This window comes from Streptomyces sp. NEAU-sy36 (assembly GCF_013423905.1).
Taxonomy (GTDB): Bacteria; Actinomycetota; Actinomycetes; order Streptomycetales; family Streptomycetaceae; genus Streptomyces; species Streptomyces misionensis.
The window spans coordinates 313,359-329,666 of the sequence record NZ_CP058977.1 but is presented as its reverse complement, the minus strand read 5'-3'; the positions used below and the strand labels follow the sequence as shown (position 1 = coordinate 329,666).

Annotated in this window: 15 protein-coding genes and 1 riboswitch; of the genes, 6 read left to right on the top strand and 9 right to left on the bottom strand. The window is 71.9% G+C overall.

The annotated features are described in order from the left end of the window. Window positions 1-35: 35 nt before the first annotated feature. From groL to thrC, 4 genes are all read right to left on the bottom strand, one after another. On the bottom strand, window positions 36-1,658 hold the full coding sequence (gene groL, locus HZZ00_RS01535; RefSeq protein ID WP_037653355.1) for a chaperonin GroEL: 1,623 nt from the start codon (window positions 1,656-1,658) through the stop codon (window positions 36-38). 299 nt (window positions 1,659-1,957) lie between these two features. Then, window positions 1,958-2,161 (bottom strand): cold-shock protein, encoded by a 204-nt coding sequence (locus HZZ00_RS01530; protein ID WP_004986573.1) that lies wholly within the window; start codon window positions 2,159-2,161, stop codon window positions 1,958-1,960. 444 nt (window positions 2,162-2,605) lie between these two features. Continuing rightward, a complete protein-coding gene (locus HZZ00_RS01525; protein WP_070024021.1) occupies window positions 2,606-2,884 on the bottom strand; it encodes a MoaD/ThiS family protein in 279 nt (92 codons plus the stop codon). Beyond that, a complete protein-coding gene (thrC, locus tag HZZ00_RS01520) occupies window positions 2,881-4,164 on the bottom strand; it encodes a threonine synthase (protein WP_180330520.1) in 1,284 nt (427 codons plus the stop codon). Before thrC ends, HZZ00_RS01525 begins: the two co-directional genes overlap by 4 nt. An 18-nt stretch (window positions 4,165-4,182) precedes the next feature. Continuing rightward, window positions 4,183-4,327: riboswitch (SAM riboswitch) on the bottom strand. Window positions 4,328-4,470: 143 nt separating this feature from the next. Here thrC and HZZ00_RS01515 point away from each other — a divergent pair. After that, window positions 4,471-5,415, top strand: a complete 945-nt coding sequence (locus HZZ00_RS01515) for a glucosyl-3-phosphoglycerate synthase (protein WP_180330519.1) — start codon at window positions 4,471-4,473, stop codon at window positions 5,413-5,415. A gap of 83 nt (window positions 5,416-5,498) precedes the next feature. Continuing rightward, a complete protein-coding gene (locus HZZ00_RS01510; protein ID WP_180330518.1) occupies window positions 5,499-6,926 on the top strand; it encodes a trehalose-6-phosphate synthase in 1,428 nt (475 codons plus the stop codon). On the opposite strand, the gene otsB is transcribed toward HZZ00_RS01510, so the two are convergent. From otsB to HZZ00_RS01495, 3 genes are all read right to left on the bottom strand, one after another. Then, window positions 6,914-7,747, bottom strand: a complete 834-nt coding sequence (otsB, locus tag HZZ00_RS01505) for a trehalose-phosphatase (protein WP_180330517.1) — start codon at window positions 7,745-7,747, stop codon at window positions 6,914-6,916. The two genes, HZZ00_RS01510 and otsB, sit on opposite strands and share 13 nt — an antisense overlap. A gap of 79 nt (window positions 7,748-7,826) precedes the next feature. Beyond that, window positions 7,827-8,051 carry a DUF3263 domain-containing protein gene (locus HZZ00_RS01500; protein ID WP_180330516.1) on the bottom strand — a complete coding sequence of 75 codons (225 nt, stop codon included), beginning with the start codon at window positions 8,049-8,051 and terminating at the stop codon, window positions 7,827-7,829. Window positions 8,052-8,065: 14 nt separating this feature from the next. After that, complete coding sequence (locus tag HZZ00_RS01495) at window positions 8,066-9,331, bottom strand: ABC transporter substrate-binding protein (protein WP_257586049.1); 1,266 nt, start codon at window positions 9,329-9,331, stop codon at window positions 8,066-8,068. A 138-nt stretch (window positions 9,332-9,469) separates the two neighbouring features. Between HZZ00_RS01495 and HZZ00_RS01490 the strand changes: the two genes are divergently transcribed. The 3 genes from HZZ00_RS01490 to HZZ00_RS01480 all read left to right on the top strand — a co-directional run bounded on the left by HZZ00_RS01490 (window position 9,470) and on the right by HZZ00_RS01480 (window position 12,650). Further along, on the top strand, window positions 9,470-10,417 hold the full coding sequence (locus HZZ00_RS01490; RefSeq protein WP_180330515.1) for an ROK family protein: 948 nt from the start codon (window positions 9,470-9,472) through the stop codon (window positions 10,415-10,417). After that, window positions 10,417-11,595, top strand: coding sequence for an N-acetylglucosamine-6-phosphate deacetylase (gene nagA, locus HZZ00_RS01485; RefSeq protein ID WP_180330514.1), 1,179 nt, complete (start codon window positions 10,417-10,419; stop codon window positions 11,593-11,595). The genes HZZ00_RS01490 and nagA overlap by 1 nt, the downstream gene beginning before the upstream one ends. A 125-nt stretch (window positions 11,596-11,720) precedes the next feature. Beyond that, on the top strand, window positions 11,721-12,650 hold the full coding sequence (locus tag HZZ00_RS01480; RefSeq protein ID WP_180330513.1) for a 1-phosphofructokinase family hexose kinase: 930 nt from the start codon (window positions 11,721-11,723) through the stop codon (window positions 12,648-12,650). 18 nt (window positions 12,651-12,668) lie between these two features. Here the strand turns inward: HZZ00_RS01480 and HZZ00_RS01475 are convergent, their stop codons facing one another. Together HZZ00_RS01475 and cdgB are read right to left on the bottom strand one after the other, a co-directional pair. Then, the gene (locus tag HZZ00_RS01475; protein ID WP_180330512.1) at window positions 12,669-13,586 is read right to left on the bottom strand and encodes a carbohydrate-binding protein; all 918 of its coding nucleotides are present in this window, start codon (window positions 13,584-13,586) and stop codon (window positions 12,669-12,671) included. 117 nt (window positions 13,587-13,703) lie between these two features. Further along, window positions 13,704-15,359 carry a diguanylate cyclase CdgB gene (gene cdgB / locus HZZ00_RS01470; protein ID WP_180330511.1) on the bottom strand — a complete coding sequence of 552 codons (1,656 nt, stop codon included), beginning with the start codon at window positions 15,357-15,359 and terminating at the stop codon, window positions 13,704-13,706. A gap of 329 nt (window positions 15,360-15,688) precedes the next feature. On the opposite strand from cdgB, the gene HZZ00_RS01465 reads away from it, so the two are divergent. Then, complete coding sequence (locus tag HZZ00_RS01465; protein WP_180330510.1) at window positions 15,689-16,261, top strand: flavin reductase family protein; 573 nt, start codon at window positions 15,689-15,691, stop codon at window positions 16,259-16,261. Window positions 16,262-16,308: the final 47 nt, after the last annotated feature.

Below are 16,308 nucleotides of genomic sequence, written 5' to 3'. Positions count from 1 at the left end.
CCCTCGGCGGGAACCACTCGATCAGCCGGAGCCGATCAGAAGTCCATGTCACCGCCCGGCATGCCGCCCGGAGCGGCCGCGGCGGCCTTCTCCGGCTTGTCGGCGATGACGGCCTCGGTGGTGAGGAACAGCGCGGCGATGGAGGCGGCGTTCTGCAGCGCGGAACGGGTCACCTTCGCCGGGTCGATGATGCCCTCGGCGACCAGGTCGACGTACTCGCCGGTCGCGGCGTTCAGGCCGTGGCCCGGGGTCAGGTTGCGCACCTTCTCCACCACGACACCGCCCTCAAGGCCGGCGTTGACGGCGATCTGCTTCAGCGGGGCCTCCAGGGCGATGCGCACGGCGTTGGCGCCGGTCGCCTCGTCACCCTCCAGCTCCAGCTTCTCGAAGACCTGGGAGGCCTGGAGCAGGGCCACGCCACCACCGGCGACGATGCCCTCCTCGACGGCCGCCTTGGCGTTGCGCACGGCGTCCTCGATGCGGTGCTTGCGCTCCTTGAGCTCCACCTCGGTGGCGGCACCGGCCTTGATGACCGCGACGCCGCCCGCGAGCTTGGCCAGGCGCTCCTGGAGCTTCTCGCGGTCGTAGTCGGAGTCGCTGTTCTCGATCTCGGCGCGGATCTGGTTGACGCGGCCGTTGACCTGCTCGGAGGAGCCGGCACCGTCGACGATGGTGGTCTCGTCCTTGGTGATGACGACCTTGCGGGCGCGGCCCAGGAGGTCCAGGGTCGCGTTCTCCAGCTTGAGGCCGACCTCCTCGGAGATGACCTCGCCGCCCGTGAGGATGGCGATGTCGCCGAGCATGGCCTTGCGGCGGTCACCGAAGCCCGGGGCCTTGACGGCGACGGACTTGAAGGTGCCGCGGATCTTGTTGACGACCAGGGTCGACAGGGCCTCGCCCTCGACGTCCTCGGCGATGATCAGCAGCGGCTTGCCCGACTGCATGACCTTCTCCAGGAGCGGGAGCAGGTCCTTGACGGAGCCGATCTTGGAGTTCGCGATGAGGATGTACGGGTCCTCGAGCGACGCCTCCATGCGCTCCATGTCGGTCGCGAAGTAGGCGGAGATGTAGCCCTTGTCGAAGCGCATGCCCTCGGTGAGCTCCAGCTCCAGACCGAAGGTGTTGCTCTCCTCGACGGTGATGACGCCTTCCTTGCCGACCTTGTCCATGGCCTCGGCGATCAGCTCGCCGATCTGGGTGTCGGCGGCGGAGATGGACGCGGTGGAGGCGATCTGCTCCTTGGTCTCGACGTCCTTCGCCTGCTCCAGGAGGGCGGCGGAGACGGCCTCGACGGCCTTCTCGATACCGCGCTTCAGAGCCATCGGGTTGGCGCCGGCGGCGACGTTGCGCAGGCCTTCCTTGACCAGGGCCTGGGCGAGCACGGTCGCGGTGGTCGTACCGTCACCGGCGACGTCGTCCGTCTTCTTGGCGACTTCCTTGACCAGCTCGGCGCCGATCTTCTCGTACGGGTCCTCGAGCTCGATCTCCTTGGCGATGGAGACACCATCGTTGGTGATCGTGGGGGCGCCCCACTTCTTCTCGAGGACGACGTTGCGACCCTTGGGGCCGAGCGTCACCTTGACGGCGTCCGCGAGCTGGTTCATGCCGCGCTCGAGGCCGCGCCGCGCCTCCTCGTCGAACGCGATGATCTTGGCCATGTGAAGTGGTCCCTCCAGGACTGGGGGTGATTCCTTCGGACCGCGCCCGCGCCCGCGACGGACGGCTCGCCGGCCTGCGGTTCCTTGCCCCACCTGGCCTGCGGGCCTCACCGACCCGGTCCTTCTTTGTCACTCTCACCTTCAGAGTGCTAACGCAATGATTAGCACTCGGCATGGTCGAGTGCAAGCGCCTTGGCGGGTACGGGCCCGCCGTCAGCCCCGGGCGAACGCACCGGCCGCCGGACATGCCGCAGGGCCCGCACCTCGTGCGAGGTGCGGGCCCTGCGGTCGAGAAACGTTCAGGCGGTGACGCGAACCATGTCGGCCTGCGGACCCTTCTGACCCTGCGAGATCTCGAACTCGACCCGCTGGCCCTCCTCCAGGGTGCGGTAGCCGTCCATCTGAATGGCGCTGTAGTGGACGAAGACGTCCGCACCACCGTCGACCGCGATGAAGCCGTACCCCTTCTCCGCGTTGAACCACTTGACGGTGCCCTGAGCCATGCCTAACTCCCCTATTACTGGCCCTTGCACAGATCCACACTTCGCGGACCCGGGTCAGACCTCACCCCCCAATCGGTCGGGGGCGTGCGCCGGAACGCGTCGACCGCGGCTGAATGTATCTGTCCAACTGCCGTCTGCAACAGGTCAATTGGACGAGAATTCTGGACGCGACCGATCCGGAATGTGGGGAGAATTCACCAGAGTTCAGGGCAAGTCGGGCCCCTTAAAACAACACAAAAGCCGCGAAAAACCCGTGCACTTTGGCTACTTCTTATCGGGCTCGCGGTGAGGAATCGAGGGCTTCCCCTCGGTGATCCGGGGCGTGTTCCCCAACTGTACCGCGCTCAATCACACAGAATTGCCCCCTCCGCTTCTCTCACGGAGAGGGCAATCCGATGAACCTTCCGTAACCGTCCTTACCGAAGGTAATGATCGGTCATTCGGTCAGCAGCCGCCGGCGACCGCCGGGATGATCGAGATGCCCGCGCCGTCCGGGGTGACGGTCTGCAGGCCCTGCTCGAAGCGGACGTCGTCGTCGTTGACGTAGACGTTCACGAACCGGCGCAGCTTGCCCTGGTCGTCCAGGACGCGGGCGGCGATCCCGGTGTGGTTCTTCTCCAGGTCCTCGATGACCTCGGCGAGGGTGGCGCCCTCGGCGGCGACCTCGGCCCGGCCGCCGGTGTAGGTGCGCAGGATGGTGGGGATGCGAACGGTCACGCTCATGCGAGGCCAGCCTCTCGGAAGGAGTCCAGGGTCGGGCGGATGGTGGCGGTCAGGCCGGTGCCGGCCACCGCGTCCAGGGTCTTCAGACCGTCGCCGGTGTTGAGGACGACGGTGGTCTTCGCCGGGTCGAGGACGCCGCCGTCGATCAGCTTCTTCGTCACGCCGACGGTCACCCCGCCCGCGGTCTCGGCGAAGATGCCCTCGGTCCGGGCCAGCAGCTTGATCGCGTCGACGACCTGCTCGTCCGTCACGTCCTCCACGGCGCCGCCGGTGCGCCGGGCGATGTCCAGGACGTAGGGCCCGTCGGCCGGGTTGCCGATGGCGAGGGACTTGGCGATGGTGTCCGGCTTCTGCGGCCGCACCACGTCGTGGCCCGCCTTGAAGGCGGTCGACACCGGCGAGCAGCCCTCGGCCTGCGCGCCGAAGATCTTGTACGGCCGGTCCTCCACGAGCCCCAGCCCGATCAGCTCCTGGAGCCCCTTGTCGATCTTGGTGAGCTGGGAGCCGGAGGCGATCGGGACCACGATCTGGTCGGGCAGCCGCCAGCCGAGCTGCTCGCAGATCTCGTACGCCAGGGTCTTGGAGCCCTCCGCGTAGTAGGGGCGCAGATTGACGTTGACGAAGCCCCAGCCCTCGCCGGCCGGGTCGCCGATCAGCTCGGAGCAGAAGCGGTTCACGTCGTCGTAGTTGCCCTCGATGCCGACCAGCTCGCCGCCGTAGACCGCGGCCATGACGACCTTGCCCTGCTCCAGGTCGTGCGGGATGAACACGCAGGAGCGCAGGCCGGCGCGGGCGGCGGCGGCGCCGACGGCGCCGGCCAGGTTGCCGGTGGAGGAGCAGGACAGGGTGGTGAAGCCGAAGGCGCGCGCGGCCTCCAGCGCCTGGGCGACCACCCGGTCCTTGAAGGAGTGGGTCGGGTTGCCGGAGTCGTCCTTGACGTACAGGCCACCGGTGACGCCGAGTTCGCGGGCGAGGTTGTCGGCCTTGACGAGCTTGGTCCAGCCGGGGTTGATGTTCGGCTTGTCGGCCACGTTCGCCGGGACGGGCAGCAGCGGGGCGTAGCGCCAGATGTTGGCGGGGCCGCTTTCGATGCGCGCCCGCAGTTCCTCGGTGTCGTAGGCGGAGAAGTCGTAGGCGATCTCCAGCGGCCCGAAACACTCCTCGCAGGCGAAGACCGGGCCGAGCGGGACGCGGTGGCCGCATTCCCGACAGCTCAGGGCGGCGGCGGGGCCGAGGTCGACGGTGGAACTGCCGGTGGTGGCAACTGTCTGCACAGCCATGGGAGGCGAGGCCCTTTCTCCTCATCTTCCTCACGACGCATCTCGCCGCGAGACGGATTTGGCACCTTCCCTAGCCGGGAGCCTCGCTGTTCGAAGACGAGAACCGGCTGGAGGGTTGCCGGGGCTTCATCGGGCCGTGTCCCTCTGCCCCTCTGGATGAGCGGTATTCGGTTGTGTATGCGGTTGTCGGCGCGCGTGGACCCCCGACATGCGATGGTCATCGGCGTTGTTCAAGACTGTAACCGAAGGCCTGGACAGTTGAGATAGTCGTCCGTACCGCGAGACAACCGTGAGGAGCCCGGGACCGTGCTGGAAGAAGTCGAGCGCTGGCTGAGCGACCGCTCCTGGTCCGTGCACGATCGGCCGATGCACCAGCTCCTGGCGGCCAAGCAGCGCACGGGCCAGACGGTCAGCGTGGTGCTGCCCGCGCTCAACGAGGAGGAGACCGTCGGCGAGATCGTCGCCGTGATCCGGCGCGAGCTGGTGGAGCGGGTACCGCTGGTCGACGAGGTGCTGGTGATCGACTCCGGGTCGACCGACCGCACCTCCGAGGTGGCGGCCGCGGCGGGCGCGCGGGTGGTGCACCGCGACGCGATCCTGCCCCGGATACCCGCCGTACCGGGCAAGGGCGAGGTGCTGTGGCGCTCGCTGCTCGTCGCCGGCGGGGACGTCATCTGCTTCGTCGACGCGGACCTGCGGGAGTTCTCGGCCGACTTCGTCACCGGGATCGTCGGCCCGCTGCTCACCGAACCGGACGTGCAGCTGGTCAAGGCGATGTACGACCGGCCGCTCGCCGGGTCGGCGGGGCAGGGCGGCCGGGTCACCGAGCTGATGGCGCGCCCGCTGCTGAACATGCACTGGCCGCAGCTGGCCGGGTTCGTGCAGCCGCTGGGCGGGGAGTACGCGGCCCGGCGCTCGCTGCTGGAGCGGCTGCCGTTCCCGGTGGGGTACGGGGTGGAGCTGGGCATGCTGGTGGACGCCCTGCACCTGGTGGGCCTGGACGCGCTGGCCCAGGTGGACGTGGGGGTGCGCAAGCACCGGCACCAGGACGGGCAGGCGCTCGGCCGGATGGCGGCGGCCATCTACCGCACCGCCCAGCTGCGGCTGGCGCGGGGCCATCTGGTGCGGCCCTCGCTCACCCAGTTCGAGCGGGGGGTGACGGGCTTCGAGCCGCGCACCTACTCGGTGGACACCGAGGAGCGCCCGCCGATGACCGAGATCGCCGAGTACGCCCACCGCCGGGTGGCGTGAAACCGGAGGTAGGGCTGTTCAGGGCCGCTTTCCGGGACGGTCCGTACGTTTGAGTGTTTCCGGGCCGGGCTAGGTTGAGGACCATGGCTTCCACGCACGGTGCTGAGGTGCTGGTCGCGTCCAATCGCGGCCCGGTTTCGTACACGGTCGGCGAGGGCGGGGTGCTGCGTCCCAAACGGGGCGGCGGCGGTCTGGTCTCGGGCCTTTCGGCCATCGGGCCGGAGGCGAACGCGGTGTGGGTGTGCGCCGCGCTGGGCGACGGCGACCGGGAGGCGGTCCGGCGCGCGGACGGCGGGCTGCTGCCGGTCGCGGACACCGGCGGGCAGCGGGTGCGGATGCTGGACATCGACGCGGAGGTCTTCGCCGACGCGTACAACGGCATCGCCAACTCGGTGCTCTGGTTCGTGCACCACATGCTCTACCAGACGCCGCTGGAGCCCGTCTTCGACGCCGGATTCCGGCGGCAGTGGGCGGCGTACGAGGCCTACAACCAAGCGTTCGCCGAGGCGCTGGCCCAGGAGGCGGCCGAGGGCGCGGCGGTGCTGATCCAGGACTACCACCTGGCGCTCGCCCCGCGGATGCTCCGCCGGCTCCGCCCCGACCTGCGCATCGGCCACTTCTCGCACACGCCGTGGGCCCCGGCGGAGTACTTCCGGCTGCTCCCGGACGACATCGCGGCCGAGCTGCTGACCGGCATCCTGGGCGCGGACCGGGCGGCGTTCCTCACGCAGCGGTGGGCGGACGCGTTCACCGAGTGCTGCCACGCGGTGCTGGGGCCCGGGATTCCCACCGGCACCCGGATCGGGGTGCACGGGCTCGGCGCGGACGCCGACTTCCTGCGCGCCCGCTCGCACGAGGCGGACGTGGACGAGCGGATGGCGGCGCTGCGGGCGGAGATCGGCGAGGGCCGCCGGACGATCGTCCGGGTGGACCGCACCGAGCTGTCCAAGAACATCGTGCGCGGACTGCTGGCGTACCGGCAGCTGCTGGACGCGCACCCCGAGTGGCGCGAGCGGGTCGTCCACGTGGCGTTCGCGTACCCGTCCCGGCAGGACCTCGCCGTCTACCGGGAGTACACGGCACAGGTGCGCCGGGTCGCCGAGGAGATCAACGAGCGCTACGGCACGGACGGCTGGACGCCGGTGGTGCTCCATGTGAAGGACGACTTCGCCCGCTCGCTGGCCGCGTACCGGCTCGCCGACGTGGCGCTGGTCAACCCCATCCGGGACGGCATGAACCTGGTCGCCAAGGAGGTGCCGGTCGTCTCCGACGAGGGCTGTGCGCTGGTGCTGTCGCGGGAGGCGGGGGCGTACGCGGAGCTGGGCGAGGACGCCCTGGTGGTGAACCCGTACGACATCACGGGCACGGCGCAGGCGCTGCACGCGGCGCTGAGCATGCCGGACGGTGAGCGGGCGGAGCGGTCGAAGCGGCTGGCCGCGGCGGCCACGGCGCTGCCGCCGGCCCAGTGGTTCCTGGACCAGCTGCACGCCCTGACGGATCAGTCGAGCTGACCCGCCAGCGCCCCGAGGAGCCGTACGACGCCCTCGGGGCCGTCGACCACCAGGTCGGCCTTCTCGGCCAGTTCGGCGACCTCCGAGCTGCCGCTGCACACCAGCAGGCCGGGCAGGCCCTCGGAGCGGAGCTTCTCGATGGCGGCGAAGGCGGGGAGGTCGCCGAGGTCGTCGCCGGCGTAGAGGACGGCCTCGGCGCCGGTCTCGCGGACGTACTCGCTCAGGGCGACGCCCTTGTCCATGCCGGGCGGGCGCAGCTCCAGCACCATCCGGCCGGGCTCGACGATCAGTCCGTGCCGGGTGGCGAGGTCGGTGAGGGGCCCGCGCAGCGCCTCGTAGGCGGCCTCCGGGTCGGCTGCGCGGCGGGTGTGCACCGCGACCGCGCGGCCCTTCTCCTCGATCCACGTGCCCTGCCAGGCGCCGGCCCGGTCGAGGACGCCGGGCAGTTCGGCGCGGACGGCGGCGACGCCGGGGTGCGGGGCGGGGGCGGAGACGGTGCCGGTGACGGCGTCCCAGCGCTCGGCGCCGTAGTGCCCGAGGACGGTGAGGTGGGCGAGGCCCGGGACGCCGGCGAAGCCGCCGTGGCGGACCGCGACGCCCGCGGGGCGGCCGGTGATCACGGCGACGTGGGCGACCTTGGGGGCGAGGGCGGCGAGCGCGGGGACGGCGTCCGGGTGGGCGCGGGCCTGTTCGGGGTCGGCGACGATGGGGGCGAGGGTGCCGTCGAAGTCCAGGCCGATCACCGCGGTGCGGGGCTTGGCCAGCAACGCGGCCAGCCCGTCCCGGCCGGCCTGGGTGGCTGGGGTCGGCAGAGGGTCCATGTACCGACACTATCCAGCGGGGGCCGCCATCACTCCTGTGGGCGTCCTCCCCGGTGTGAGCGGCCGGTGCCGGCCGGGCTCAGCGTTCCGCCCGGTGGGTGTCGCGGACCCGGCGCAGCCGGTTGACCGTGACCGGGTCGTGGGCGAGGGCGCGTTCGTCGTCCAGGAGGGCGTTGAGGAGCTGGTAGTAGCGGACCGGGGAGAGGTGGAGCTGCTCGCGGATGGCGCGTTCCTTGGCGCCGGGGCCCGTGAAGCCCCGGCGTTCCAGCGCGAGGATGGCCCGCTCGCGGTCGCCCAGTTCCATACCGGAACCGTAGCTCAGTTCGCGCTGGCGGCGCTGTCCGCCGCGGTGGCCGTCGCCTGGAGGCGGGTCAGGACGCCCGCGGGGTTGCCGCCGGGGGCGACCGCCTGCCCGATGTTCTGCTTCACGGCCGCGCTGACCGCCGCCCAGGACGTCTTGCCCACGGGATACAGCTCGGACGTGGCCAGCTCGTCGAGGAAGGGGTGCAGGGCCTTGTCGGGCGCCGCGTCCGACGCGCTCATGGCGTTGGAGGCGGAGCTGGTGACCGGCAGCAGACCGTAGGTGCGGGAGAAGTCGAGGACGTTCTTCTCGCTGTAGACGTAGTTCAGGAAGTCACCGGCCTGCTCGGCGTGGCCGTTCTGCTTGAACGCCATCATCCAGTCGGTGACGCCCACCGACGACCGGGCCCGTCCGCCGCGGCTCGGCGTCGGCACCATCCCGAACCGCACGCCCTTCTGCTCGGCCTGCTGGATCAGCGTGGGGTGCCCGTTGACCATGCCGACCTGGCCGTCGGCGAACGCGGCGAAGGCCTGCGCCCGGTTGAGCTTCCCGGGCGCCACCGGGCCGGTCAGGCCCTTGTCGACCAGGTCGTCCTTGAGCCAGGTGAAGGTGGAGACGTTCTGCTGGGAGTCGATCGTGTACGTGCCGATGTCGTCGGTGTACCCGGTGCCGCCGGAGCCGCCGTCGCCGCCGGACAGCATCCACTGCATGGTCTCCGCCTGCGCCTCCTCGGGGCCCAGCGGCAGCGCGAAGGGGTACTTCACGCCCTTGTCCTTGAGCACCTTGGCGTCGGCCGCCAGCTGGTCCCAGCTGCTGGGCGGGGTGAGTCCGGCGCTCTCGAACATCGTCTTGTTGTAGAAGAGCACCCGCGTGGAGGCGGCGAACGGTATGCCGTACTGCGTGTGGTTCCACTGGCCGGCGTCGGCCAGCTGGGACAGGAAGTCCGCCTGGGTGCGGATGGAGAGCAGGTCCGAGGCCGCGTAGAGCTTGCCCGCGGCCGCGTAGTCGGCGTAGGCGCCGATCTGCGCGAGGTCGGGCGCGTGGCCGGCGTCGACCATCTCCTTGACCTTGCGGTCGACGTCGTTCCAGGAGTAGACGCTGACCTCGACCTTCACCCCCGAGTGCGTCGCCTCGTACGCCTTGACCAGCGAGTCCCAGTACTTCTTGGAGCTGTTGGCGGGCGAGTCGCCGTAGTCGGCGGCGACGAGTCTGAGGGTCACGTCGGAGGAGCCCGTGCTCCCGCAGCCGCCGAGGAGCGCGGTCATGCCCATGGCGGACACCACCGCGATCATTCCTGCCGTACGCCGACGCACCGTCAAAGTCCCAACCCTGCTGTCCGACTGTTCGATAGATGGAATCCTAAGGTCTACACCACGCGAGTGGACTAGACCTCTCATGGGTCACCGGGCCACACTGTCCCCGTGAGACATGTCATCGCCCTGGACGTGGGCGGTACCGGGATGAAGGCCGCCCTCGTCGGGGACGACGGCGCCCTGCTGCACCGCGCCCGCCGCGCCACCGGCCGCGAACGCGGCCCCGACACGGTGGTGGCGGGCATCCTCGACTTCGCCGCCGAACTGCGCGCGTACGGCGCCGAGCGCTACGGCACCCCGGCCGCCGCGGCCGGTATCGCGGTGCCCGGCATCGTGGACGAGGAGCACGGCACCGCCGTCTACTCCGCCAACCTCGGCTGGCAGGACGTGCCCCTGCGCGCGCTGCTCGCCGAGCGGCTCGGGGTGCCCGTCGCGCTCGGCCACGACGTGCGCACCGGCGGCCTCGCGGAGGGCCGGATCGGCGCGGGCCGGGGCGCCGACCGCTTCCTGTTCGTGCCGCTCGGCACCGGCATCGCGGGCGCGATCGGGATCGACGGCCGGGTGGAGTCGGGCGCGCACGGCTTCGCGGGCGAGATCGGGCACGTCGTCGTGCGGCCCGGCGGCGCGCCCTGCCCGTGCGGGCAGCGCGGCTGCCTGGAGCGGTACGCCTCCGCGGCCGCCGTCAGCGAGGCCTGGGCGGCGGCCGGCGGGAACCCGGACGCCGACGCGGCCGACTGCGCACGGGCCGTCGCGGCCGGCGACCCGGAGGCCGGCCGGGTCTGGCGGACCGCGGTGGACGCGCTCGCCGACGGGCTGGTCACCGCGCTCACCCTGCTGGACCCGCGCACGCTGATCATCGGTGGCGGGCTCGCCGAGGCGGGGGAAGTGTTGTTCCAGCCCCTGCGGGACGCCGTCCGCCGCCGGGTCACCTTCCAGAAACTGCCGTCCATCGTGCCCGCCGCCCTCGGCGACAACGCCGGCTGCCTGGGCGCGGGGCTGCTCGCGCGGGACCTGCTGACCGGCACCATCCCTACGACTCCGGAGGTAAGCACCTGATGGCCAACGAGCGGGAAACTCCGGCCCCCGACAGCGCCCCGCGGCCCCGGCTGCTCACCGGCGCGAACGTGGTCCTGCCCACCGGAACGGTGCACGGCGGCCAGGTGGCCGTCGACGGCACGCGCATCACCGCCGCCGCCCCGGCCGGCGCCGAGGTCGTCGACGTGAGCGGCCACTGGCTGGTCCCCGGCTTCGTCGACATCCACAACCACGGCGGCGGCGGCGCCTCCTTCTCCGGGACCGCCGAGCAGATCCTCACCGCGGTCCGCACCCACCGCGAGCACGGCACCACCACCCTGGTCGCCTCCACCGTCACCGACGAGATGGACCTGCTGGTACGGCAGGCGGGGCTGCTCAGCGAGCTGGCCGAGCAGGGGGAGATCGCGGGGATCCACTTCGAGGGGCCGTTCATCTCGCCGTGCCGCAAGGGCGCCCACTCCGAGGCGCTGCTGCGCGACCCGGAGCCCGCCGAGGTCCGCAAACTGATCGACGCGGCGCGCGGCCAGGCGCGGATGCTCACCCTCGCCGCGGAGCTGCCCGGCGGCATCGACTCGGTGCGGCTGCTCGCCGAGCACGGGGTGATCGCGGCGATCGGGCACACGGACGCGACGTACGAGCAGACGGTGGAGGCCATCGAGGCCGGCGCCACGGTCGCCACCCACCTGTTCAACGCGATGCCCGCCCTCGGCCACCGCGCCCCCGGCCCCGTCGCCGCGCTGCTGGAGGACGAGCGGGTGACGGTCGAGCTGATCAACGACGGCACGCATCTGCACCCCGCCGCCCTGGAGCTGGCCTTCCACCACGCGGGCGCGGACCGGGTCGCGTTCATCACCGACGCGATGGACGCGGCGGGCCAGGGCGACGGCCGCTACATGCTCGGCCCGCTGGAGGTCGAGGTCAGCGAGGGCGTGGCGCGGCTGGTGGAGGGGGGTTCGATCGCCGGCTCGACGCTCACGCTCGACCGGGCGTTCCGGCGCGCGGTGACCGTGGACGGGCTGTCGGTCGAGGACACGGTGAAGGCCCTGTGCGCCAACCCGGCCCGGCTGCTGGGCCTCTCCGACCGGGTCGGCTCCCTGGAGCCGGGCAAGGACGCGGACCTGGTGCTGCTGGACGCGGACTTCGCGGTGAAGGGCGTGATGCGCCGCGGTGCGTGGGTCGTAGCTCCCCAACTGGCCTGATACGCCCGGCTTCCCCGGTGCCGGCGACCGTCCCGCGACTGGGCCGGTCGCCGTCTGTTTGGCATGATCGGGCCCCGGAAACGTCAGGCGGCGCCGGAACGCCGGCTTCGAGGGAGGCAGCCCGGGTGATCCTCACGGTCACGCTGAACACCGCTCTCGACATCACCTACCGGGTGCGGTCGCTGCGCCCGCACGCCTCGCACCGGGTCTCGGAGGTCATCGAGCGCCCGGGCGGCAAGGGCGTGAACGTGGGCCGGGTGCTCGCCGCGCTCGGGCACGAGGTGACGGTCACCGGGTTCGCGGGCGGCGGCACCGGCCGGGCGGTACGCGACCGGCTCGTCGGCACCCGGGGCCTCACCGACGCGCTGGTGGCGGTGGCGGGGGCGACGCGGCGCACCATCGCGGTGGTGGACGAACGCTCCGGCGACACCACCCAGCTGAACGAGCCGGGCCCGCAGATCGCGCCCGCCGAGTGGGGCACGTTCCTCGACCGCTACGAGGGCCTGCTGGCCGGCGCCTCGGCGGTGGCGCTGTGCGGGAGCCTGCCGCCCGGGGTGCCCGTGGGGGCGTACGCGGGCCTCGTCCGCACCGCGCGGTCCTTCGGCGTGCCGGTCCTGCTGGACACCAGCGGCGAACCGCTGCGCCGTGGGGTGGCGGCCCGCCCCGACATCATCAAGCCGAACGTCGACGAACTGGCCGAACTCACCGGCTCCCACGATCCGTTGCGCGCCACCCGGGACGCCCGCCGCCGCGGCGCCCACGCGGTGGTCGCCTCCCTGGGCCCGGACGGCCTGCTCGCCGCCACCCCCGACGGCCACTGGCGCGCGAGCCCGCCGTCGCGGGTGCACGGCAACCCGACCGGCGCGGGCGACTCGGCGGTGGCCGCCCTGCTGTCGGGCCTGGTCGAACGGCTCCCCTGGCCGGACCGGCTGTCCCGGGCGGTGGCCCTGTCGGCGGCGACCGTACGGGCGCCCGCGGCGGGCGAGTTCGACCCCGCGGTGTACGAGGAGCTGCGGGCGCGGGTGCCGGTGACCACGGTGCTCAGCGCGCCCTGACGGCCCCGCCGCGCCCGGTCAGCCGGTGACCTGGCCCTTCTTGATCCAGAGCTGGTCCAGCAGGACGTTGCACTTGTCGCCCGGCTGGCAGGAGATGGAGATGATGTTGTTGCCCTTCTTGAGGGTGGGCCACACGTAGGAGCGGGTCCAGCCCTGGGCGAAGTCGCCGTCGGCGGCGTGCCGCCAGTTCTTCAGCCCGAGCTTGCTGCCGAACTCCTTGCCGTTGACGGTGACCGTCATCGACTGGTCCTCACCGGTCGCGCTGTACCGGGTGAAGAGGGTGTAGGCGCCGTCCGAGGGGACGTCCACGCTCCAGGTGGCGGAGGCGCCGACCTGGTTCAGGCCGCCCACGTACTTGCCGCCCGCGCCCTGCGCGCCCTGGACCTCCGTGGCCGGCGCGGCACCGCCCGACAGCTGCACGGAGCTGTCCGCCGCGTCGACCTTCGGCAGCTGGCCGCTGGAGGCGCTGCTCGTCGGGGTCGGGTCCGCGCTCTGGGACTGGGCCGGGGTGGCGCCTGCCTGGTCGTCGGAGTTCTTGTCGTCCGGGTTGCCGTTGAACATGGCGATGCTGATGCCGACGACCACCGCGGCGACCACCGCGATCGCGCCGATCAGCAGGCCCTTGGTGTTGGGGCCGCGGCGGCCGGGCCCGGACCGGGGAGCCGGGGGACGGCTGCCGGGCGGGGTGGCGCCGGGGAGCGTCTCGGGGGCCTGGTAGTGGGCGTTCGGCTGGCCGTAGGCGCCCTGCGGCGGGACGTAGGGCGGCTGCTGCTGGCCGTACTGACGCTCGCCGACCGTGCGCACCCTGCTGACCGAGTTCGGGTAGCCGTAGCCGCCGGACGGCGGCTGCGCCCCTCGGGCCTGGCCGTCTGCGTACAGATAGCCGAACGGGTCGTCTTCCTCGGGCGTGCTCGCGCCGTTGTCGCCGGGCGTCATCCCTTGGTACTCCTCAACAGGTGCGAACGGATGCGGTCATGGCTGGAAAGGCGAGCCTACCCCCACCGTCTGAGCCAAACGGGTGACCTAGACCGCATCAACTCGCTGACCTGCGGTTCATCCCGCACGTCGATGTTGTTTGGGACGAGATCGTTTCTCTACGTACATCCGCTCGTCGGCCGACTTCAGGACCTCGTCGGCGGTCATCCCGCAGTGGGCCCAGCCGATGCCGAAGCTGGCGCCCACCCGGACCGCCCGCCCCTCGGCCCGGATCGGCTGGATGATCTCGTTGCGCAGCCGTACGGCCAGGTCCTCGGCGTCGGCGCGGCCGAGGCCGTCGGCGAGGATCACGAACTCGTCGCCGCCGAGCCGGGCCACCGTGTCGCCGTCGCGCACGCCCTGGGACAGCCTCCGGGCGACCTCGATCAGCACCGCGTCGCCCGCGTTGTGACCGAACCGGTCGTTGATCGACTTGAAGCCGTCCAGGTCGCAGAAGAGGACCGCGAGGCCCTTGGTGCCGTCGTCCTGGTCGCCCTCGGGGGCCACGGTGTGCACATGGTGGTCGTAGGCGTCGTACACCTCCGCGCCCGGCGCGAAGTCGAAGCCGTGCCCCGCGGGGCCGTCGTACGCGGGATGCCCGTAGGCGGCGTCCAGGGACTCCAGGGCGCCGGCGTGCGCCGGGCGGCGGCACAGCCGGGCGGAGAGCCGTGACCGCAGCTCGGCGGAGTTCGGCAGGCCGGTCAGCGAGTCGTGCGAGGCGCGGTGGGCGAGCTGGAGCTCGCGGCGCTTGCGCTCCTCTATGTCCTCGACGTGGGTGAGCAGGAAGCGGGGCCCGTCGGCGGCGTCCGCGACCACGCTGTTGCGCAGCGACACCCAGACGTACGACCCGTCCCGGCGGCCGAGGCGCAGCTCGGCGCGGCCGCCCTCCGCCGAGGTGCGCAGCAGGGTGCCGATGTCCTCGGGGTGGACGAGATCGGAGAAGGCGTAGCGGCGCATCGCGGAGGCCGGCCGGCCCAGCAGCCGGCACAGGGCGTCGTTGGTGCGCAGGATGCGGCCGTGCTGTTCGCCGCCCATCTCGGCGATGGCCATGCCGGACGGCGCGTACTCGAAGGCCTGCCGGAAACTCTCCTCGCTGGCCCGCAGCGCCTGCTGCTCGCGCTCCAGGCGGACCAGGGCGCGCTGCATGTTGGAGCGCAGCCGGGCGTTGCTGATCGCGATGGCGGCCTGGAAGGCGTACATCTGGAGGGCCTCGCGGCCCCAGGCGCCGGGCAGACGGCCGTTGCGCGGGCGGTCCACGGATATGACGCCGAGCAGTTCGCCGCAGGTGGAGCCCTGCACGCCCGGGGTGTACATGGGGGCGAAGAGCCGGTCGGAGGGGTGCCACTCGTCCTCGAAGCGCGGCGCGGGCCCGTCGGTGAACCACTGGGGCACGTCGTCGTCGTCCAGCACCCAGCCCTCGGTGTGCGGTATGAAGACGAGGTCGCCCCAGCGCTCGCCCATGCCCAGGCGGCGGTCCCAGGCGTCGCGGGAGCCGACCCGGCCGGTGATCAGGGCCTCGGCGGCGGAGTTGCCGGAGAAGGCGGCCACGACGAGGTCGCCGTCGGGGCGCACGAGGTTCACGCACGCCATCTCGTAGCCCAGGGCGTTCACCGCGCCGTCGGCCACGGTCTGCAAGGTGTCCGCCAGGCTGCGTGCCGTGTTCATGTCCGCCATGACCTGGTGCAGCTGCCGCAGGGACGCAAGACGGACGTACGGCTCCGACTCGGTCTCCATGCTCGCCCTCCCCCCGAGACCTCGCAGCGAATCAAGGGTCGTCGTCTTCGGCGCCTCGTGGTTGCTCCAGCAGTTTCACCGCCACTGAATCACAGCGCGCTGCCCACCCGGTACACAGGGTCAACAATTCCTGCGCCTTGTGACTCAAGTCACAGCAAAACGTGAACAATTGGGCAGTGTTTCCGCGTTCTTCCCGTGTTCACCCATTGCCGGTACCGCGGTCATGTGCGGTGTGGTTCCGCGGGGTGTCCGTCCGCCGCTGGTCCTAGGACCCGGCTCGGGCGGAGGCCCGATGCGGTGCCCGCGAGCCGCAGACTAGCGTTTCCGGCGTGCTGAAGACGCCTTCCCCCACCACTCCCACGGCTTCCGGGCATGCTGAGGGGGTGAGCAACGACGAGTTCCGGGCCGCGCTGTCCCGACTGGCCGCCGGTGTGGTCCTGGTCACCGCGCAGGAACCGCCGCTCGATCCGGACGACCCGGCCGCACCGGACGTGGAGGACGTCGGCATGACCGCGACCGCCTTCATGTCCGTCTCCCTCGACCCGCCGCTGGTCCTGGTCAGCCTGCGGGAGGGCTCGCGGATGGACGACCTGCTCGCCGAGCAGCCGCTGTGGGCGGTGTCGGTGCTCGCCCAGAGCCAGCGGCACATCGCGGGCCGCTTCGCCATGCGGGGCCGCATCAGCGACCGGCTGCTCTTCGAGGACATCCCCTACACGCGCGGCGAGGCCACGAACGCCCCGCTGGTGGGCGGCGCGCTCGCCACGCTGGAGTGCCGGACCGAGCAGCGGGTGGCGGCCGGGGACCACACGCTGGTCATCGGCCGGGTGCTGACGGCGCGGGTGCCGAGCGCGGAGGGCGGGCCGCTGACGTACTTCCGCGGCCGCTACCGGCAGTTGGGCTGAGGCGCCGCGAATTTCCGTGGTGGCGCGGCCGCCCCACCGCCTAGGGT

Coding starts and splice junctions, on each gene's coding strand:
- groL (WP_037653355.1), bottom strand. CDS start 1,658: ATGGCCAAGATCATCGCGTTCGACGAGGAGGCGCGGCGCGGCCTCGAG.
- HZZ00_RS01530 (WP_004986573.1), bottom strand. CDS start 2,161: ATGGCTCAGGGCACCGTCAAGTGGTTCAACGCGGAGAAGGGGTACGGC.
- HZZ00_RS01525 (WP_070024021.1), bottom strand. CDS start 2,884: ATGAGCGTGACCGTTCGCATCCCCACCATCCTGCGCACCTACACCGGC.
- thrC (WP_180330520.1), bottom strand. CDS start 4,164: ATGGCTGTGCAGACAGTTGCCACCACCGGCAGTTCCACCGTCGACCTC.
- HZZ00_RS01510 (WP_180330518.1), top strand. CDS start 5,499: ATGGCTTCCACGCACGGTGCTGAGGTGCTGGTCGCGTCCAATCGCGGC.
- otsB (WP_180330517.1), bottom strand. CDS start 7,747: ATGGACCCTCTGCCGACCCCAGCCACCCAGGCCGGCCGGGACGGGCTG.
- HZZ00_RS01500 (WP_180330516.1), bottom strand. CDS start 8,051: ATGGAACTGGGCGACCGCGAGCGGGCCATCCTCGCGCTGGAACGCCGG.
- nagA (WP_180330514.1), top strand. CDS start 10,417: ATGGCCAACGAGCGGGAAACTCCGGCCCCCGACAGCGCCCCGCGGCCC.
- HZZ00_RS01475 (WP_180330512.1), bottom strand. CDS start 13,586: ATGACGCCCGGCGACAACGGCGCGAGCACGCCCGAGGAAGACGACCCG.
- cdgB (WP_180330511.1), bottom strand. CDS start 15,359: ATGGAGACCGAGTCGGAGCCGTACGTCCGTCTTGCGTCCCTGCGGCAG.